16 protein-coding genes are annotated in these 18,946 nt (G+C 71.0%); 10 read left to right on the top strand and 6 right to left on the bottom strand.

The annotated features are described in order from the left end of the window. Nucleotides 1-109 precede the first annotated feature (109 nt). Complete coding sequence (locus tag QSK32_RS15685; protein WP_045741719.1) at nucleotides 110-970, top strand: helix-turn-helix transcriptional regulator; 861 nt, start codon at nucleotides 110-112, stop codon at nucleotides 968-970. On the opposite strand, the gene QSK32_RS15680 is transcribed toward QSK32_RS15685, so the two are convergent. Continuing rightward, nucleotides 954-2,039, bottom strand: coding sequence for a calcium-binding protein (locus QSK32_RS15680; protein ID WP_285472318.1), 1,086 nt, complete (start codon nucleotides 2,037-2,039; stop codon nucleotides 954-956). The two genes, QSK32_RS15685 and QSK32_RS15680, sit on opposite strands and share 17 nt — an antisense overlap. A gap of 208 nt (nucleotides 2,040-2,247) precedes the next feature. Between QSK32_RS15680 and QSK32_RS15675 the strand changes: the two genes are divergently transcribed. The 3 genes from QSK32_RS15675 (at nucleotide 2,248) to QSK32_RS15665 (ending at nucleotide 6,169) form a co-directional block, all read left to right on the top strand. Then, a complete protein-coding gene (locus QSK32_RS15675) occupies nucleotides 2,248-2,880 on the top strand; it encodes a TetR/AcrR family transcriptional regulator (RefSeq protein ID WP_285472317.1) in 633 nt (210 codons plus the stop codon). Between the two features lie 23 nt (nucleotides 2,881-2,903). Beyond that, nucleotides 2,904-5,300, top strand: coding sequence for an MMPL family transporter (locus QSK32_RS15670; RefSeq protein WP_285472316.1), 2,397 nt, complete (start codon nucleotides 2,904-2,906; stop codon nucleotides 5,298-5,300). Nucleotides 5,301-5,692: 392 nt separating this feature from the next. Continuing rightward, nucleotides 5,693-6,169: an NUDIX hydrolase gene (locus tag QSK32_RS15665; protein ID WP_285472315.1), complete on the top strand. Its 477-nt coding sequence runs from the start codon at nucleotides 5,693-5,695 to the stop codon at nucleotides 6,167-6,169. 68 nt (nucleotides 6,170-6,237) lie between these two features. Here QSK32_RS15665 and QSK32_RS15660 read toward each other — a convergent pair whose 3' ends face one another. After that, nucleotides 6,238-6,459 carry a hypothetical protein gene (locus QSK32_RS15660; protein WP_285472314.1) on the bottom strand — a complete coding sequence of 74 codons (222 nt, stop codon included), beginning with the start codon at nucleotides 6,457-6,459 and terminating at the stop codon, nucleotides 6,238-6,240. A gap of 78 nt (nucleotides 6,460-6,537) precedes the next feature. Between QSK32_RS15660 and fxsT the strand changes: the two genes are divergently transcribed. The 3 genes from fxsT to QSK32_RS15645 are packed head-to-tail and all read left to right on the top strand — an operon-like array spanning nucleotide 6,538 to nucleotide 10,162. Continuing rightward, a complete protein-coding gene (gene fxsT / locus QSK32_RS15655; protein ID WP_052720311.1) occupies nucleotides 6,538-8,943 on the top strand; it encodes an FxSxx-COOH system tetratricopeptide repeat protein in 2,406 nt (801 codons plus the stop codon). After that, nucleotides 8,940-9,473 (top strand): dCTP deaminase, encoded by a 534-nt coding sequence (gene dcd / locus QSK32_RS15650; RefSeq protein ID WP_045741714.1) that lies wholly within the window; start codon nucleotides 8,940-8,942, stop codon nucleotides 9,471-9,473. Before fxsT ends, dcd begins: the two co-directional genes overlap by 4 nt. Next, nucleotides 9,470-10,162, top strand: a complete 693-nt coding sequence (locus QSK32_RS15645) for an HAD family hydrolase (RefSeq protein WP_045741713.1) — start codon at nucleotides 9,470-9,472, stop codon at nucleotides 10,160-10,162. The genes dcd and QSK32_RS15645 overlap by 4 nt, the downstream gene beginning before the upstream one ends. Nucleotides 10,163-10,225: 63 nt before the next feature. On the opposite strand, the gene QSK32_RS15640 is transcribed toward QSK32_RS15645, so the two are convergent. From QSK32_RS15640 to QSK32_RS15625, 4 genes are all read right to left on the bottom strand, one after another. Next, a complete protein-coding gene (locus QSK32_RS15640) occupies nucleotides 10,226-11,638 on the bottom strand; it encodes a flavin-containing monooxygenase (protein ID WP_285472313.1) in 1,413 nt (470 codons plus the stop codon). Then, nucleotides 11,635-12,633 carry an FO synthase gene (locus QSK32_RS15635; protein ID WP_045741711.1) on the bottom strand — a complete coding sequence of 333 codons (999 nt, stop codon included), beginning with the start codon at nucleotides 12,631-12,633 and terminating at the stop codon, nucleotides 11,635-11,637. Before QSK32_RS15635 ends, QSK32_RS15640 begins: the two co-directional genes overlap by 4 nt. A gap of 82 nt (nucleotides 12,634-12,715) precedes the next feature. After that, nucleotides 12,716-13,573, bottom strand: a complete 858-nt coding sequence (locus QSK32_RS15630; protein WP_045741710.1) for a WD40 repeat domain-containing protein — start codon at nucleotides 13,571-13,573, stop codon at nucleotides 12,716-12,718. Nucleotides 13,574-13,809: 236 nt separating this feature from the next. Beyond that, nucleotides 13,810-14,022: a hypothetical protein gene (locus QSK32_RS15625; RefSeq protein WP_045741709.1), complete on the bottom strand. Its 213-nt coding sequence runs from the start codon at nucleotides 14,020-14,022 to the stop codon at nucleotides 13,810-13,812. Between the two features lie 74 nt (nucleotides 14,023-14,096). On the opposite strand from QSK32_RS15625, the gene QSK32_RS15620 reads away from it, so the two are divergent. The 3 genes from QSK32_RS15620 to QSK32_RS15610 all read left to right on the top strand — a co-directional run bounded on the left by QSK32_RS15620 (nucleotide 14,097) and on the right by QSK32_RS15610 (nucleotide 18,902). Beyond that, nucleotides 14,097-15,422: a M20/M25/M40 family metallo-hydrolase gene (locus QSK32_RS15620; RefSeq protein WP_045741708.1), complete on the top strand. Its 1,326-nt coding sequence runs from the start codon at nucleotides 14,097-14,099 to the stop codon at nucleotides 15,420-15,422. Between the two features lie 257 nt (nucleotides 15,423-15,679). Further along, the gene (locus QSK32_RS15615) at nucleotides 15,680-16,357 is read left to right on the top strand and encodes a Type 1 glutamine amidotransferase-like domain-containing protein (RefSeq protein ID WP_045741707.1); all 678 of its coding nucleotides are present in this window, start codon (nucleotides 15,680-15,682) and stop codon (nucleotides 16,355-16,357) included. A gap of 298 nt (nucleotides 16,358-16,655) precedes the next feature. Then, nucleotides 16,656-18,902 (top strand): TerD family protein, encoded by a 2,247-nt coding sequence (locus QSK32_RS15610; protein ID WP_285472312.1) that lies wholly within the window; start codon nucleotides 16,656-16,658, stop codon nucleotides 18,900-18,902. Nucleotides 18,903-18,946: the final 44 nt, after the last annotated feature.

Here is an 18,946-nt window from a genome sequence, read left to right as displayed (position 1 = left end):
GGTTTCCGCATCCCAGAGAACCCCGGTGGGCGTGCCGCAGGGAGTCCCTGCCGAGGGGTGTACCGGCAGTGCACCCTTGCCTCCCGGAACCTGTCGTAGCGTCGAGGGAGTGAACAACCGAGCCGAAGTGCACGACTTCCTCACCTCGCGCCGCGCCAAGGTCACGCCGGCCGAGGCGGGCATCCCGTCCGGCGGGACGCGCCGGGTTCCGGGGCTGCGCCGGGGCGAGGTGGCGGCGCTGGCCGGGATGAGCGTCGAGTACTACGCGAAGCTCGAGCGGGGCGCCCTGGCCGGGGTGTCCGCCGGGGTGCTCGAGGCGATCGCCCGGGCGTTGCGCCTGGACGACGCGGAACGCGCCCACCTGATGCGTCTCGCGCAGGAGGCGAACGGCAGTGGTGCGCTGCTGCGCCCGAGCCGCCGGGCCCGGCAGTGGACGGTCCGGCCGGGCCTGCAGTGGTCGCTCGACGCGATCACCGCCCCGGCGATCGTGGTCAACAACCGGTCGGATCTGCTGGCCGCGAACCTGCTCGGCCGGGCCATGCACAGCGACCTGTTCGCGGACCCGGTACACACGCCGAACTTCGCGCGGTTCACGTTCCTGGACGCGGCGGCCCGCCGGTTCTACCCGGACTGGGAGCGGTTCGCCGAGATGACGGTGGCGAACCTGCGGACCGCCGCCGGGGTGGACCCGCACGACAAGGGCCTGCACGACCTGGTCGGTGAGTTGTCCACCCGCAGCGACGAGTTCCGGCGACGGTGGGGGTCGCACGACGTGCGGATCCACGGCGCCGGGATCAAGCAGTTCCACCATCACGTGGTGGGTGATCTGTCGTTGGCGTACGAGACGATGGCCCTGGTCGCCGAGGAGGGCCTGCGGATGACCGTCTACACCGCCGAACCGGGTTCACCGACCGCCGACGCGCTGGGGCTGCTCGCCTCGTGGGCGGCCACGCCTACCGTTCGCAGTTGACGCGTTCGTCGGTCCGCGGCGCGACGGTGGTGCACAGGTCGCCGGCGGCGGTCCGGTTCGCGCCGCCGTCGAGGATGTTGCGCCCGGACCGTCCGGCGGTGCTGCCGGTGATCCGCAGGGTGTCGTTACCGGGGCCGCCGACCAGGCGCACCGCGCGCCCGTACACGCCGGAGAGCCGGTCGTCGCCCGATCCGCCGACGATCACGTTGACGTCGGTGGCGATGGTGTCCTTCTCGCCCTTGACGCCGTCGTCGCCCTTGACCCCGTCGGCGTCGGCGGTGACCGCGGTGGTCTTCTCCTCGTAGGAGACGACGTCGGTGCCGGTGCCGCCGGAGAAGTAGTCGGCGTCGGCACCGCCGTAGGGCCGGGAGCGCAGCAGGTCGGCGCCGTCGCCGCCGTACTGCTTGTCGTTGCCGCTACCGCCCTCGAGGTTGTCGTTGCCGTCCTCGCCGTAGAGCAGGTCCGCGCCGGCCTGGCCGATCAGGTGGTCGTTGCCGCTCTGCCCGTGCATGACGTCGTTGCCGGGGCCGCCGACGAGGCCGTCCGCGCCGGTGCCACCCCACAGCTTGTCCACGCCGGCGCCGCCGTCGAGCTGGTCGTCGCCGCCGTTGCCGTACAGGGTGTCGTTGCCGTCGTTGCCGTGGAAGAGGTCAAAGCCGGCGCTGCCGTGCAGGACGTCGTTGCCGGCTTCGCCGCTGCCCCAGAACCGCAGGGTGGTCCTGTTGGTGAGGGTGTCATCGCCGTCGCCGAGGTTGGCGATGACGTCGTACCAGAGTGCCCGGGTGCAGCGGACCTTGGTGCGGTCGCCGGTGACCGCGGTGCAGCCGGCGCCGGCCTGCAACGGCACCCGGTCGTCGATGGTGATGGTGTTGCCGGAGCGGGTGAAGACGGGCGTGTTGCGGTTGCCGGCCCCGGCCTGAAACATCAGATACCAGCTGTTCGTGCCGCCACCGTTGATCTCGGTGTAGACCCGGTTCGGTGCCGCCGCTTGAGCCGGTGTGGTCACCAGTCCGGCCGAGAGGACGCCGAGGATGCCCGCCGCCAGAGCGGGCCTGAGGTGTGGTCGCATGCGCGGAGCCTAGAAATCACCGGCGCTGCCCCGCTGCCCCGCCACGCACTGTTCACAGTGCACCTCCCAGCCGTTTCCTTTTCCAGGGGTACGAGCTGAGCATGCTCGTGGCTCGTCGGAAGGATGTCCTGGTCACGTTGTGCTGCGTACTCGTACACAGCGAGGCATGTATTTGCACGAAGTGCAACGATGCACTTAGTGTAATCGTGTGAAGAGTGAACCCGCGCCGCTGGACCGCCGGGCGGCGCTCAAGGCCCGGCACCGGCGCGCCATCCTCGACGCCGCCAAGGAACTGATCGCCGAGGACGGCACCCGGTTCGGGGTCGACCAGCTCGCCGAGCGTGCCGACGTCGCCCGGCGCACGATCTTCAACCACTTCGTGTCGGTCGACGACGTCGTGACGAGCGTCTGCACCGAGGAACTCGCCGTGGTGATCGACACCTTCCGGGCGCAGGTCACCGCCGGACCGGTCGGTCCGGGCAGCCGGGCGACCATGTTCGCCACGATCACCGCCGCCCTGCGCGCCGCCGACGTCCCCGGCATCATCGCCTTCCTCTGGCAGGCGCTGGGCGGTTTCAGCACGACCGACACCCGCCCGCAGCAGATCTTCCAGGCGACCTTCTCCCGCGCGACCGACGAATTCGCCCGGGAACTGGCCGTCCGCAACGCGAACCTCGACCCGCTCGAGGCGGAGCTGCTGGTCAGCTCGCTCATGCACGGGACCGAGGTGATCGCCCACCACTGGATCGCGGCGACCGGTGCCGTCCTCGACGACGGCACCCGCGCCGCATGGGACCGGTTGCTCGACCACCTCATCACCAGCATCCGCACTGGCTACTGACCACCCCACGAGAACGGAACACTGTGGCTGAACTGCTGTATCGCCTCGGACGCTTCGGCGCCCGGCGCGCCTGGACGGTGCTGATCACCTGGCTGGTCGTGCTGGGCGCCACCGTCACCGCGTACTTCGTGGCCGGGGGCACCCTGTCGTCGCAGGTGACCATCCCCGGCACGAAGACCGCCCAGGTCACCGAACAGCTCGCGGAGAAGTTCCCGAGCGCCAGCGGTGGCACCGGCACCATCGTCTTCCACACCACCGACGGCTCGGCGTTCACCGACGAGCAGCGGACCGCCGTCGGCGCGCTGCTCACCGGCACCGCCGACCTGGACGGGGTGTCCTCCACCACCGACCCGTTCGCCACCGCGGCACAGATCGCGGAGCAGACCGCCCAGCTGACCGCCGGCAAGGAGCAGGTGACCGGCGGTCTCGCGCAGATCGACGCCGCGCTCGCCCAGCGCGGCCTGCCCGCCGCGCAGAAGGCCGCGATCGAGCAGCAGAAGGCCGAACTGGACGCGCAGAGCCGGCAGCTGGAGCTCTCCGAGCAGCTGCTCACCATGGCGTCCGGGATCCGCACCGTCGCCGAGGACGGCAGCGCCGCCGTCGGCGCGGTCATCTTCGACGAGGCTCAGCTGGACGTCACCCCGGAGACCAAGCAGGGCGTCGTCGACCACGTCACCGACGGTGTCCCGGCCGGCGTCGAGGCCGACTTCTCCAACGAGATCACCCAGAACGTGCCGGAGGTCCTCGGCGTCGGTGAGGTCATCGGCCTGCTGATCGCCGCGATCACCCTGCTGGTCATGCTCGGCAGCCTGATCGCCGCAGCGCTGCCGCTGGTCAGCGCCCTGACCGGGGTCGGCGTCGGCGTCACCGCGGCGCTCGCCCTGTCCGGCGTCGTCGACATGCTCTCGATCACCCCGGTGCTCGGCGTGATGCTGGGCCTGGCGGTCGGCATCGACTACTGCCTGTTCATCCTCAACCGGCACCGTCGCCAGCTGCTGGCCGGCATGCCGCTGCACGAGTCGATCGGCCTGGCCAACGGCACCTCCGGCAACGCGGTGGTGTTCGCCGGCGCGACCGTCCTGGTCGCCCTGCTGGCTCTCAACCTGACCGGCATCGGCTTCCTGGGCATGATGGGCACGGTCGGCGCGATCTGTGTCGCCGTCTCGGTGATCATCGCGGTCACGCTGACCCCGGCGCTGCTGTCCCTGCTGGGCCTGCGTGTCCTCAGCCGCAAGGCCCGGGCCACCATCGGTCAGCAGCACGGCACCGTACCCACTCAACCGATGAGCACCGGCCGTGCGGTGATCACCGTGGTCGCCGGGCTCGCCGCGCTGATCGTCATCGCGCTGCCGGCCCTGGACCTGCGGCTGAACCTGCCGGACGGGTCGTCGGAGGCGCAGGACTCCACCCAGTACCAGGCTTACCAGCTGATCGAGGACAAGTTCGGTGCCGGTGTCAACGGGCCGTTGCTCGTGGTGGCGTCGCTGCCGACACCTGATGCCGACATTTCAGAACAAGTCAAGATTGGCACCATTCTTCAGGAACAGGCGGACGTCGTCGCGGTCGCCCCGGTCGGCGTCTCCACCGACAAGACCCTGATCGCCTTCCAGGTCATCCCGGCCGAGGGCCCGACCAGCGAATCCACCGAGCAGTTGGTCCGCGACCTGCGCGACCTGTCCCCGCTGGACGGCGACGTGACACTGGGCGTGGCCGGCAGCGCCAGCGGCAACATCGACATCTCGGAACAGCTCGCCGACGCGCTGCCCACCTACCTGGCCGTCGTCCTCGGCCTGTCCCTGATCATCCTGATCTTCGTGTTCCGCTCGATCCTGGTCCCGCTGACCGCGACACTCGGCTTCGTGCTGTCGCTGTTCGCCACCTTCGGCGGCATCACCGCGATCTTCCAGTGGGGCTGGCTCGGCGCGATCTTCGGCGTGCACGATCCGGGCCCGATCCTGAGCTTCCTGCCGACCATCCTGATCGGCATCCTGTTCGGCCTGGCGATGGACTACCAGCTGTTCCTGGTCTCCGGCATGCGCGAGGCGTACGCCCACGGCGCCCCGGCCCGCCTCGCCGTCCGCCAGGGCCTGCACGCCGGCCGCACGGTCGTCACCGCCGCGGCGATCATCATGATCGCGGTCTTCGGCGGCTTCGTCTTCTCCAACTCGGCGATGATCCGCTCGCTGGGCTTCGGCCTGGCGTTCGGCGTGCTCACCGACGCGTTCCTGGTCCGGATGCTGCTGATCCCGGCGGTGATGCACCTGCTGGGCCGCTCGGCGTGGTGGCTGCCCGCCTGGCTCGACCGCATCCTGCCGAACGTGGACGTGGAGGGCGCCGCCCTGGAACGCAGCCACCCGGTGGCCCCGCAGACCCCGTCGTCCGAGGAGGACGACGCTCCCTTGGTGACGACCACCAGCTGACCCGCACCGCACGACAGCCCCGGCCCCGTTCCCCGGCGCCGGGGCTGTCGCGTTCGTCTTCACAGCCGGTCCGGCGGGAGTCGTGAGCCTTTTCGGCGATGCGGATCCAGCGACGACGGATCCATGGTCATGGGATGCCATCTCCGACGCTTACCCGGTCATTCGTCATCGGCCGCTGTCGGCGTGACCCGAGTCCGCCGCAGTCGACGAGGGCAGGAACCGCAGACGACGGCCGAGCCGGGCACCGCCCGGAGCCACCGGCCGTCGTCCACGGTCCACCCACACGCCGAACAGGGACTTTGTGCTGCGGCCCTCGCGATCAGGCGGGCCGATTGCGGCGAGCGGCGAGCCCGCGTTGACGAGGGTCCGCGTTCTGGACCATTCTCACCGGGGTGACGACGGAGTTCCGGCTTGCCGCGTACGGCATCTGTCTTGATCGCGATCGTGTGCTGCTCGCGCATTACGTGTCGCCGAAAGGGGACACGCACTGGACGCTGCCGGGTGGCGGCGTCGAGCACGGTGAGGATCCCGTCGACGCGGTCATCAGGGAGGTCGCCGAGGAGACCGGCTGCACCGGTGTCGCCGAGCGTCTCCTCGGTGTGGACGCCCGCGTCGTGCGGTCCGCCGAACGCCTTTACGGCGGACCCGATCTGCACAGCGTCGGCGTGTTCTACCAGGTTCGGATCGTCGAGGGTGAGCTGCGGCCCGAACCCAACGGGGAGACCTCCGAGTCGGTGTGGACGCCGCTCGACGCCGTCGAACGGCTCGCCCGGTCGTCGCTCGTCGACATCGGCCTGGCTCTGGCGCGCGAGAAGCCGGCCACCGGTCACGTCGACCCGATCCCGGTGACCGGCCTGCTCCGCCACTGACGCACGGTCGAAGCCACCGGCGCACTATCAAAGCCAGATCAAGCACGGTCAAGCACGACCAAGCACGATCAGTCCTCGTCGACGCCCTGAACCCGCGTGCCCAGCGCCGCAGCGAGCCGGACCGCGATCTCCTCCGCGCGGTCGGAGTAGTAGCCCTCGACAGCCAGGAGAAGCTCGCCGTCTCGCCGGCGACCGCGTAGATGCGATACACCACCCGCAGCCGCCTTCACAGCCCGGAACAACCGCCCACAGCTCGGTGGCAGTGGCCGGTCCGAATCACCACCACTCATGACCACACCGTGCACTCACTGATGCAGATCGATCAGCGCTAGGCACGTCCGCTGCTCCGGCCGCACACTGTCGGTGTGATGGAATCCAGGGTCACGATCTTTGTCAGTCACGCCGGACGCGACCGTTCCTGGGCGGAATGGGCGACCTGGCTGCTCGACAAGGCGGGCTACCGGGTCGAACTGGACAGTCGCGACTGGCCCGCGGGCGACGACTTCCTGGCCCGCATCGAGGGCGCCCTGGAACGGGCCGACGTGATCCTCTCCCTCTGGTCGGCGGCCTACTTCGAACCGGACGGGTACGCCATCCGCGAGCTCCGGGCCGCCTCCGCCGCCAAGAAACGCATCGTCCCGCTCCGGATCGAGGACGTCGTACCGCCCCCGTTCTGGCGGCCGCTGATCCGGCACGACCTGTTCGGTCTCGACGACGACCGGGCCGCCCGGGTGCTGGTGGATGCCGTCGCCCAGGCCGGCGGCACCCCGGCCAGGGTGCCGTTCCCGGGAGACGACCGGGCCGTCCGCGTCCCCGGTGTGCTGCCGGCGGTGTGGAACGTACCTGCACGGTCCGTGACCTTCACTGGCCGCGACGATCTCCTGATCCGGCTGCGGAGGTCACTGCGCAGCGGTCACCGCACCGCCGTGCACGCCCTGCACGGCTGGGGCGGCGTCGGCAAGACGCTGCTGGCGACCGAGTACGCCCATCGCTTCGCCGACGACTACGACCTGGTGTGGTGGATCAACGCCGAGCGTCCCGACCTGATCGGCGAACAACTTGCCGCGTTCGCGGTCGCCGCGGGAGTCGCCGACGCGGGCGCGCCCACACCGGCCGCGGTCCAGGCAGCACGCGGACTGCTCCGCAGCCGGGCCCGATGGCTGATGGTCTTCGACAACGTCCCCTTCGTGGCCGACGTGCTGGACTGGCTCCCGCAGGGACCGGGCGACCTGGTGATCACCTCGCGCAGTCCGGAATGGGTCGGTGTCGCCGTGCCGCTGCCGGTGAACGTCTTCGACCGCGCCGAATCGACGGCCCTGCTGCAGGACCACGTGCCCGGTCTGGGCGCCGGCGACGCGGACCGGCTGGCGGACGCGCTGGGCGATCTGCCGCTGGCGCTGGCCCAGGCGGTCGGGGTGATGAGCGGCACCGGCATGCCCGCGACCGAGTATCTCGCCATGCTCGGGTCGGCGGCGTCCCGGATCCTGGCCACTCGCGCACCGGTCGGCTATCCGGGCTCACTCGCCGCAACCGTGCACGTGTCGGTCGCGCATCTGGCCGAGGCCGATCCGGCCGGCGGGCCGTTGGTCTCCCTGCTCGCCATGATGGGCCCGGAACCGCTACCCCTGTGGCTGCTGGCTGCGGGGGCCGAGGTGGTCAGCGAACAGCTCGGCCAGGTCGCGGGCGACCCGCTGGCGCTACGGGAATGCCTCGCCCGTGCGGCCGGTCTCGGGCTGCTGCAGATCGGCGGGGACTCGGTGGTCATGCACCGTCTCACCCAGGCGGTGATCCGCGACGACCTGGGCGAGGCCGGCCGGGCCGCCGGGCGGGCCGCGGCGGAGGGGGTGCTCGCCCTCGGCAATCCGGGCAATCCCCGCGTGCCGTCGAATTGGCCGCGGTGGAGTCAGCTGATGGCGCACATCCTGGCCATCGGACCCGACACCACGACGAGTGACGCCATCAGGTTACTGGCGTGCGAGGCGGTGTGGCATCTGCATGCCCGCGGCGACGCGCGAACTGCGCTGGCCATCGTGGAGCAGCTGTACGCCGCCTGGTCGGGCCGGTACTCCCGGGACGACGAGTACGTCCTGGTGGCCGCGACCAACCTCGGGGTCATCCACCGGGTACTGGGCGCCTACGTCAAGGCCCGGGAGGTCGACGAGGACACGCTGAAGCGGCGCCGGAACCGGCTCGGTGACGACCACCCGACCACCCTCGCCTCGGCACACAGCCTCGCCATCGACCTGCGCCGTCTCGGTCTGGTCGAGGAGGCCCGGCAGATGGACGAGGACACCCTGGCCCGGCGCCGCCGGGTCCTCGGCGAGGAGCACCCGGACACGCTCAGTTCCGCCAACAACCTCGCCGAGGGGTTACGGCTCCTGGGCCGGGTGGACGAGGCGCGCCGGATGGACGAGGAGATCCTGTCCCTGCGGAGACGGATCCTCGGCGAGGACCATCCGTACACTTTTCTCTCCGCCCATAACCTTGCCCACGATCTCCGGTTTCTCGGCCTTGTGGGTGAGGCGCGACTCAGGGACGAGGACACCCTGGAACGACGCCGCCGGGTCCTCGGTGAGGAGCACCCCGACACGCTGGAATCGGCGCACAGTCTCGCCGCTGATCTGCGTCTGCTGGGGTTGACCGGCGAAGCCCGGAAGATGGACGAGGACACTCTTTCGCGGCGGCAGCGGGTCCTTGGATCCGACCATCCGGATACTTTAAGCTCGGCACGGAATCTCGACGAATCCGCAATCATCGGCGAGCCGGATTCATGATTCTTCCGGATTGGCAACTGCGTGACCTGGTGAAGTCTGGAGAGTTGTCGATTGACCCGTTCGACGATGACGCCATCGGCCCCACCAGCATCGACCTGCGGCTCGGGCCCACTCTCGTGACGTACCGCTGCGAGGTCATCGAATTGGGCCGGTCCGACCCGGAGACCGAGGAATTCGAGATCGACGCGGACGCCGGATTCCGCCTGGCCCCAGGGGCTTTCGTCCTGGCCCGAACACTCGAACGCATCAGGATGCCGAACGGCTATCAGGGATTCCTCGAAACAAAAGGGGACATCGCACGGGCCGGGATCCAGGTGCACAACGGTGATGGTCATGTCGACCCCGGTTCCGATCACACCATCACGCTGGAGGTCACCAATCTGAATTCCCGGCCGGTGGTCATCCGGCCGGGAATCCGGTTCTGCCAGATCTTCGTCCACCGTCTGTCGGCGCCCTGTGAACGGCCGTATCACGGCAAGTACTTCGGACAGATCAAACCGACCGCCTACCTGAGGGAGGGCCATCCATGAGCGGCCACCGCGACGCGACCCCCGCGGGGGTCAACCTGGTCGTCGACATCGACGAGACACTGCTGAACCCGTTGCCGCGATGGGCCGAACGGGTGAACCGCCGGTTCGGCTGGGACATCGCGTCGTCGCAGGTGGAGCCGGCCGGCGGATGGGACAACTATCTGGCGGCGCATCCGGACTACCCCGCGTTCTCGGTGTTCGCGGACACTCTCCGGGCGGACCCCGAGTTCAACTCCGGGCTCGACCCCATCGACGGCGCCGTGGAGGCGCTGACGAGTCTCGGCGATCTGCCCGGTGTGCGGGTCGGCTGCTACCTGACCACCCGCCCGGCCCCGGTCGCGGCGGCGACCGCCGCGGACCTGCGACGGCTCGGGTTCCCCGTGGCACCGGTCGTCGCCCGGCCGGAGAGTGTGGATCGCGCGCGCACCGTCGACTGGAAGACCGGCGAGTTGGAGCGTCTCCTCACCACCGGCCCGGGACAGGTGATCGTCATCGACGACAACCTCGCCCTGGGCCGGCGCCTCTGCGAACGAAACGCGCACGCGGCGACCCCGATCGTGGGCATCGTGTTCCTCGGCCCGCTGACCCACACCGAGGTCCGCAAACGCGGCATCGTCTCCTGCCCGGAGCACCACTTCTACGTCGCGGACTGGAAGGAGACGGTGACGATCGTCAAGAGTTACGCCTGACCGGGTGGACTCACGGACCGATGTCGCTCCCGTCCGCGCGGGCGATGGGGACGGGGCATCTCATCAGCGGAACGGCTCGGGGTCGAACCGGCCGTTGCGGGCACGGAACGCCGACGCGGTGCCCGGCCACAGCAGGGTGAGGCGTCCGCTGCGGGAGTCCACGTACCAGCTGGTGCAGCCGCCGCGCAGCCACACCGTGCCGGCCGCCATCGCGTCGATCGAGCGGGTGTAGGCGTCCTGCGCCCGCGCCGTGACCTCCAGCGGGCCGTCGTGACCGGCCAGGTGGTCCAGGGCGCCGGTCAGGTACGACAGCTGACTCTCGATCACGTGGACCGCCGAGTTGTGGCCCAGGCTCGCGTTCGGGCCGTCCAGCACGAACATGTTCGGGAACCCGTGCACGACCGTCGACGCGTGTGACACCATGCCCTGTTCCCACGCCTGGGACAGGCGCAGGCCGTCGCGGCCGGTGACGCGGTGCGCGTACGGCTGCTGCGTGGAGTGGAAGCCGGTGGCCAGCACCAGGGCGTCGAGTGCGGTGCGGCTGCCGTCGGCGGACACCGCGACCCGGCCCTCGAGACGGTCCAGGGCGCCGGTCAGGTCGACGTCCGGCCGGCCCAGGGCGGGGTAGAACGTGTCCGACAGCAGGACCCGCTTGCAGCCGACCTCGTAATCCGGGATCAGCCGTTTGCGCAGTTCCGGGTCCGGGACCTGGGATTCCAGATGGTCCAGGGCGAGGGTACGCAACGCGTCCAGTGCCGTCTGTTCGCGGCGGCGGGCGGCGATGCCCCGTTCCATGTCGGTGAAGATCTCCTCGCGGATGCGGGTGATCGCGGCCGGGTCGGCGGTCGAGTCCAGGGCGTGGTCGTTGCGCGGCACCACGTAGGGGGCGCTGCGCGCGAACACCGTCAGCCGCGACGCGTGACCGGCCAGTTCCGGGATGATCTGGATGGCGGAGGCGCCGGTGCCGACGACGCCGACCCGTTTGCCCGCCAGGTCGGCGCCGTGGTCCCAGCGCGCGGAGTGGAACACCGGGCCGTCGAAGCCGGCGAGTCCCGGCACGTCCGGGATTCGCGGTTCGGTCAGCCGGCCGGCGGCCAGCACCAGCACCCGGCTGCGGAACACGCCCCGGTTGGTGGTGACCGTCCAGAGACCGTCGTACTCCGCGGACAGCACCTCGTGGTCCAGTCGCAGGTGCGGGGCGACGCCCGGGCGGGCGGCCAGAGCGCGCAGATAGGACTGGATCTCGTGGCCCGGGGCGAACCGGCGGGACCAGGCCGGGTTCGGTGAGTGGGCGAAGGCGTACAGGTGGGACGGCACGTCGCAGGCCACCCCGGGGTAGGTGTTGTCCCGCCAGGTGCCGCCGACCTCCGTGGCCCGTTCCAGCACGACGAACGATTCGCCGCGGCCGGCCAGCGCGATCGCCGCGCCGATCCCGGCGAGTCCCGCACCGACCACCACGACGTCCACGTCGGTCATGCGGCGGCTTCCACCCGTCCGTACCGGGTGGTGCGCTGGCGGACCGGGCGGCCGAGCCCGGCCGCGATCCGGGTCACCTCGTCACGGGTCAGGGTGATGCCCTGTTCCTGGCCGGCGGACGGGTCGAGGTCACCGTCGAGGAGCAGGCCGCCGAGGTCGTTCGCACCGCCGCGCAGCAGCCGCACGGCGAGACCGGTACCGAGTTTCGGCCACGGGGCCTGGATGTTGGCGATCCGTCCGGCCAGCAGGATCCGGGCGACGGCGGTCAGTGCGCGCGTCTCGCGTACCAGATCAGGGTGGGGGAAGCCCGGGGCGGGCATCGCGATGAACTCGGTGAAACCGCCGGTCGTCGCGGCGATCCCGGCGAGCAGCCGCAGGTGGGCGACCTGCTGGGCGGGTGTCTCGACGTGGCCGTAGAGCATGGTCGCCGTGGAGGTGAGGCCGGCCTCGTGCGCGGTGGTGATCAGCTCGACCCAGCGGGTGACGGGCATGTCCGGGCCGCCGTTGAGCCGGGCCCGCACGTCGTCGTCGAGGATCTTCGCGGCGGTGCCGGGCACCGAACCCAGGCCGGCGTCGCGGGCCTGGCGCAGGAACGCGGCGACGGTGACGCCCTGGCGTGCGGCGGCGTCGGCGAACTCGGGGGCGCGGAAGGCGTGCAGGTGCAGGCTCGGGGCGGCGGTGTGCAGGGTCCGGATCAGGTCGAGGTATCCGTCGTCGGGGGCGCCGGCCGGCAGCGGGCCCTGCACGCAGATCTCGGTGGCGCCGAGGGCGACGGCCTCCCGGGCGAGCGCGGCGAGGCGGGCGCGGGACTCGTCGGTGCCGGCGCCCACCTTCGCGGTGTCGAGGTTGCGGTTGACCACGAAGGTGAGGTCGTCGCCGGCCAGTTCACGGCGCAGCGCGTCGGCCCGGGCGCAGAGGTCCTCCAGCTCGTCGCCGTCGGCGCCGAGCAGGCGTACGGCCTCGGCGTCGGACAGCGCTGCTTCCGCGTACTCCATCAGTGCGGGCTCCTTGTCGGTACGGGGCGGACCCTCAGGTGAGCTGTTGCGCCTCCCCGCGGTATTCCCGCCCCGATGATCATCACAGCCCGGACCCGGTGCCGCCGAGGGCCGCGCCCGTGGCGAGCGACACCAGGTACGGCCGGGCGGTGCCGCTCCCGATCGCCACCAGATCCCCGGCGATGGCGACTCCCACCATGGTCAGCGGCCCGGCGTCGAGCTGCCACAGGATGTCGCCGTCGGATCCGATCGCCACCACGTTCCCGGAGCCGAACGCGATGACGAGACGACCGTCACCGGTGCAGGCCACCGCGTACGTCTGGGTGTGGTCGACCCGCAGTTCCCCGGCCGGGTCGAGGCGCGCGTCGAAGCAGGCGAGCGTGCCGTCCACGCCGGTGACCACGAGCAGACCCCCGGCGTGGGCGCAGGCCCGGACGGGGGCGCCGGTGAGGCGTACCCATTCGCCGGTCCGGGTCCGGGGGCTCCACCAGCGGGCCCAGCCGTCCTCGGCGATCACCACGATGGTGTCGTCCACCCCGTAGACCGCGACCACCTGCCGGCCGCCGGTCAGGTCGGCCTGGCCCACGTTGTACGAGCTGCGCATGTCCCACACGCTGGCCACCCCGGACGGCGCCACGCTGAACACCCACTGGCCGGCCGGCGACCAGCCGATGTGCTGGGCGGTCACCGGTGACTGCCAGGCGGCCAGTTGCTCCGGCTGGCGGTCGTCGAGGAACCGCCAGACCGTGGTCATGCCGTCGACCGACGCGGTGGCGAGCAGGCTCACCGCGACCGGGTTCCAGGCCGCGGCGTAGATGCCACGGCCATAGCGGAACCGGCCGAGGCGGCGCGGCTCGGCCGGGTCGGCGGTGTTCCACAACGTCATCATTCTGTTGGGGGTGACGACGGCGAGTTGCTGGGCGTCGGAACGGAATGCCATGTCGGCGGAAAGGGAATTCCTCAATGCTGTGCCCTCTTGTGTATCAGCTTGTAACAGCGTCCTGAGGAAACAGCGGGCGTCAGCCGGGCACAGCGGTCACAGTGTTGCTCCAGCATCAAGAATGGAATCGTTCGGGTTTCGAGTGGGGAATGCATCTCGAAAAGCAACCGTAAGATATCAGCGGTGACTTAATACCGGAACCCGTCACCTGTCAACGTCCTGTGTAGATCGGCGGGTCACGTCCGGACCGGGATCACCGCGCCGTCGCGCCTGGTCAGAGGACCCGGCCGCCCCGATCCGAACCTCGGCGAGATCACCGCCGCCCGGCCGGCACACCCCGGAGGCCGCCGCGGTGTGCCGGGCGGTCCGGCGACCGCGTCAGCGCCGTCGCGCCGGGCCACCGCCGCCCCGGCCCGCGCGCCGGCCCGGCCGAACGCCCCAGTGATCATGACATGCATCGTAGGCAGGCCCTTCGCCGTCGATCACTCGACAGGCCCCTCGCGTACCACATAGAGTTTCGTCTATGAAGAGGCGTGTGGTCCTGGCTCTCCCGGCAGCCGCCGCGCTGTCCCCCGCCCCCGCCGCCGCGGCACCCGGCCTGCGGGGGATCCTCGCGGAGATCGACCCGGCCCGGATCGAGGCGACGGTCCGCACCCTGGCCGGCTTCGGCACCCGGCACACCCTCTCCTCGCAGACCGACCCGGTCCGCGGCATCGGCGCCGCCCGGGACTGGATCTTCCAACAGCTCCGGGGGTACGCGGAGAACACCCCGACGACCGTCGCACTCCAGTCGTTCGTGCAGCCGGTGTCGCCCCGCATCCCGGTCCCCACCACCATCACCAACGTGGTCGCCACCATCCCCGGCCGGGTCACACCGTCCCGGATCTACGTGGTGACCGGGCACTACGACTCGCGGGCCTCGGACGTCCTGGACGCGGTCAGCGACGCCCCGGGCGCCGACGACGACGCGTCCGGCGTCGCGGTGGTGCTGGAACTGGCCCGGGTGCTGTCCCGCAGAGCCCCGGACGCCACCATCGTGCTGGCCGCGGTGGCCGGCGAGGAACAGGGCCTGTACGGCTCGGACCACCTGGCGCAGAGCTTCAAGGACACGGACGCCGACATCCAGGCCATGTTCAGCAACGACATCGTCGGCACCGGCGACCCTCGCGACGGCAGCCGGCCCGACCCGCGCACCGTCCGCCTGTTCGTCGAGGGCGTGCCCACGGCGGAGACCCCGGCCGAGGCGAACGTACGCCGCAGCATCGGCGGCGAGAACGACGGCCCGTCGCGCCAACTCGGCCGTTTCGTCCCGTCGGTGACCGGGCCGGCCGGCATGGACGTCCGCGTGGTGTGGCGCCGCGACCGCTACCTGCGCGGCAGCGACCACGTGTCGTTCCTGCTGCGCGGCTACCCGGCCGCCCGCTTCACCGAGCCGCGCGAGAACTTCGCCCACGAACACCAGGACGTCCGCGAGGTCGACGGCGTCCAGTACGGCGACCTCGTCGAATTCTGCGACTTCGCCTACATCACCAGGGTGGCGAGGGTGAACGCCGCGGCGATATGGTCGCTGTCGCAGGCGCCGGGCACCCCACGCGGCGTGGTCATCGACACGACCCGGCTGACGAACGAGACCACCCTGCGCTGGCAGCCCAGCACCGAGCCGGGACTGGCGGGCTACGAGATCGTGTGGCGCGAGACGACAGCACCGGATTGGGAACACACCAAGCCGGTCGGCAAGGTCACCACGGTCACGGTCGACATCTCCAAGGACAACGTCCTGTTCGGGGTACGCGCGGTGGGCACCACCGGTTACCGCAGCCCGGCCGCCGCCCCGCAGCCCGCCTCCTGACCACTCGGGCGGCGGCCAGTCGTCGATGACCGCGGCGGCGACGCCGTATCCCCGGCGATCGGCCACCGGCTCACGCCGCCACCTCGCGGGCAGGACCCGCCGGCAGCGCGATTCCCTCCGGGTCCAGCGGCGCGGGGACCCCGGAAGTGGTCTTCTGCCGAACCGGTGCGCCGGGACCACTCGACCGCTCGAACACGTCGTGGGCGGCCCGGACCGGCCTACGATGAGGCGTTCATGAGCTCGACTGCGGAGGCGTTGTGAAGCTGTTGCTCACGTCCGGCGGGGTCACCAACCCGAGCATCCGGGCCGCCCTCGTCGACATGCTCGGCAAACCGATCGGCGAGAGCCGGGCGCTGTGCATCCCGACCGCGCAGTGGGGGCATCCGATGTGCGGGCCGGAGTCGGCTCGCGGGTTCGTCGCCGCCGGCGACGGCTGGAAGAACCACAGCGGGCTCGGCTGGGCCTCTCTCGGGCTGCTCGAACTCACCGCGCTGCCGACGATCGGCGCGCAACGGTGGGTCCCGTGGGTCGAAGAAGCCGACGTGCTGCTGGTCGACGGCGGTGACGCCACCTACCTGGGGCACTGGATGCGGGAGTCCGGGCTCGCCGGCCTTCTACCCGAACTGGACGACACGGTGTGGGTGGGGGTGAGCGCCGGGAGCATGGTGCTGACGCCCCGGATCGGTGACTACTTCGTCGAGTGGGCGGGGGCGGCCGACGACCGTACCCTCGGCGTGGTCGATTTCTCGATCTTCCCGCACCTGAACCTCTTCCCCACCAACCAGCCGGAGCACGCACGGCGGTGGGCTGCCGGGCTGGACGTCGCCTCCTACGCGATCGACGAGCAGACCGCCATCACGGTCGTCGACGGGGTCGTCGAGGTCGTCTCCGAGGGAGAGTGGATCGGGTTCGACCGGCCGGGGACGGCGGAGTAGGATCGCTGTCAGAGGCCTAGCCTGGGCATACTTCGACACTTCTTGGGGAAATCGCCTGGGCATTCTCCTCACATCGGCGCCGCGATGCGGCGCCGATTCTCATTCCGCTGTCGCCGCGATCCGGGCCCGGATAATCCGGGTGCGCCGGCGGTGAGCGCGCCGTTAGGATTCCGGCACGAGGCCTAGCCTGGGCATACTTCGACGACTTCCTCTTAAGAATCCACGCCCGGGCACTCTCCTCACTTCGGCGTCGCTGCGCGGCGCCGATCGTCATTCTCAAGACCCTGGAGGGGCACTCGTGGACGCGCTGGAGCGCATCGGATTCGACCGGCTGGGACTCGTCGTCACACCGGACGGCACCGCCACGCCGGCCGTGTCCGCGCCGCTGCTCGCCGAGTTCGCGCACGTGGGCGTCCGGTTCGCCAATCCGGGGGCGATCACCGACGGGCTGGCCGGGCCGCATCGCGACCTGATCCGGCACGTCCGGGCCCGGCGCGGGCAGACCACGCCGTTCGCGCCGCTGTTCGCCGGGTTCCCGGACAAGCTGCCCGCCTTCGACGACGCGATCTTCCGGTTCCTGGTGGCCCGGGTCCGCGTGATCGGCACCCCCGACGAGAAGGCCTGGCAGGAGGCGCTGGACTTCAGTGACATCGGCTGGTGGCCGGCCTCCTCGATCCCGCAGGACACCGAGCGGGCCCGTGCCGACCGCCGGGCCCAGGAGATGCTGCCCCGGGACAGTCGCATCGAGTGGCTGACCGTGCGGCTGGTGGGCGCGACCGAGTTGGAGACGCGCCTGCGCGCCTGGATGCGGGGCTGTTTCACCAGTGCCGCGTCGCTGCGCGAGGACGTGCAGAACGATCTCGGGGTGCTGGCGAAGCGTCTCGGGGTGGACGGTGTGGAGTTCGCCGACGTCCGCTTCCGGGAGAACCGCACCCTGCTGTTCGAGCTGCTCTGGGCGCTCGACCGGCCGAGCCTGCCGGCCACTGGCGCCACCCCGGACGACCTGCTGCGGCTGTTCGCCCGGCTGACCGGCGGCGACATCAGCCTGACCGAGCCGGTCCGTTTCCCGCGCCTGTCCCGCGGCGACCGCCGGGTCGTGGTGAACACCCTGGAGGCCAGTGATCGGCTGGGTGACGTGTTCCGCAAGCGGGGCCTGTGGCTGGCCGTCGACCGGGGCCTGCACGTGGGCGAGTTCCGGGCGCCCCGGGTCCGCGAGACGTTCGCCCGGCTGCGGGACAGCCGTCACGACCACACCTCGTTCCCGTCCCGGTTCGAGCGGCTGCTCGCCGACGACTTCATCGCGGCGGTGGACCTGGCCGCGGCCGAGGCGCCGGGCCTGCTCGGTCGCGGACTGCGCCGCCTGGCCGCCCTGACCGCAGCCGCTTCCCCCGCCGAGCACGCCGCGGCCGGCGGCAAGCACGCCACTGCTGCCGGCGAGCGCGGCGTCGGCAAGCGCGTCACCACGGCGGAGAAGCGGGCGGCGCTGATCGCCGCGATCACCGGCGCCGGGGAGCGGATTCCGCTGCGGGTGCTGCTCGCGGCCCGCGCGCAGCTCGCTGACAACGGTCACACGTACCCCCGGGTGGTTTTCGGCAAGGACGGCTCGTCGCTGCCGATCGCCCGCCCGGCCGGGCATCTCGCCGTGCCCGCGGACTTCAAGGCCGAACTGCTCGCCGCGGTCGACGCGGCGGCGGACGCACAGATCGCGGCGAAGGGCGACTGGTCCGCGGAGACCGTGTTCGTCGAGCCCGGCCTCGACCGTCTTCTGCTGCCGGACCAGCTGCGGTCCACGGCGCAGGGCCTGGTGCAGGTCGAGCGGGGCAGCCGCCTGCCGATCGGCGAGGCGAAGGTGGCACGGCTGTTCGTGCACTGGCGGGAGGACGGTGTGACCACCGACCTGGATCTGTCCTGCATCGCGCTCGACGCGGACTTCCGGGTCGTCGACCAGGTCTCCTGGACCAACCTGAGCAACGGGCCGATGGTCCACTCCGGTGACCTCACGTCCGCCCCGGACGGCGCCGAGGAGTTCCTCGACGTCGACCTGGCCAAGGCCGCCGAGGTGGGCCGTCAGAAGCGCTGGCGCTACCTGGTGCCGGTGATCTACCGCTACGCCGGGGCCACGTTCGACGCGCTCGCCGAGGCGTCGGCCGGATGGATGCTGCGCGACGAGGCGTCCCGGGAGCACCGGGTGTTCGATCCGGCCACCGTGGCGAACGCGTTCGCCCTGACCGGCGGCAAGCGGTACGCCGTGCCGATGCTGCTCGACCTGCGGGCCGACGAGATCCTCTACGTGGACGTGTACGTCAACGGCTATCCGCGGTCCAGCGTCGAGGGCACCGGGCACGACATCGCCACGCTGGTCTCCGCGGTCGTCGGCCGCCGCAACACCAAGGTCAGCATCGACGACCTGGCGCAGCGGCACGTCCGGGCCCGCGGCGCCACCCTCGTCGACGACCCGGCGAAGGCCACCATCACGTTCGGCACGTCGGACGAGGCCACCTACCACGCACTGCGCCCGGAGAAGCTCCTCGCCGAGCTGCTGTAAGGGCAACCGTTGTAACAGGAACCCCGTAGGTGCCTGTCTCGCTA

Source organism: Actinoplanes sp. NBRC 101535, from assembly GCF_030269225.1.
GTDB lineage: Bacteria > Actinomycetota > Actinomycetes > Mycobacteriales > Micromonosporaceae > Actinoplanes > Actinoplanes rectilineatus.
Note: the sequence above shows the minus strand (reverse complement) of the source record. Positions and strands in the feature narration are given on the sequence as shown.

Coding starts and splice junctions, on each gene's coding strand:
- QSK32_RS15680 (WP_285472318.1), bottom strand. CDS start 2,039: ATGCGACCACACCTCAGGCCCGCTCTGGCGGCGGGCATCCTCGGCGTC.
- QSK32_RS15660 (WP_285472314.1), bottom strand. CDS start 6,459: ATGAGTGGTGGTGATTCGGACCGGCCACTGCCACCGAGCTGTGGGCGG.
- fxsT (WP_052720311.1), top strand. CDS start 6,538: ATGGAATCCAGGGTCACGATCTTTGTCAGTCACGCCGGACGCGACCGT.
- dcd (WP_045741714.1), top strand. CDS start 8,940: ATGATTCTTCCGGATTGGCAACTGCGTGACCTGGTGAAGTCTGGAGAG.
- QSK32_RS15645 (WP_045741713.1), top strand. CDS start 9,470: ATGAGCGGCCACCGCGACGCGACCCCCGCGGGGGTCAACCTGGTCGTC.
- QSK32_RS15640 (WP_285472313.1), bottom strand. CDS start 11,638: ATGACCGACGTGGACGTCGTGGTGGTCGGTGCGGGACTCGCCGGGATC.
- QSK32_RS15635 (WP_045741711.1), bottom strand. CDS start 12,633: ATGGAGTACGCGGAAGCAGCGCTGTCCGACGCCGAGGCCGTACGCCTG.
- QSK32_RS15630 (WP_045741710.1), bottom strand. CDS start 13,573: ATGGCATTCCGTTCCGACGCCCAGCAACTCGCCGTCGTCACCCCCAAC.
- QSK32_RS15625 (WP_045741709.1), bottom strand. CDS start 14,022: ATGATCACTGGGGCGTTCGGCCGGGCCGGCGCGCGGGCCGGGGCGGCG.
- QSK32_RS15620 (WP_045741708.1), top strand. CDS start 14,097: ATGAAGAGGCGTGTGGTCCTGGCTCTCCCGGCAGCCGCCGCGCTGTCC.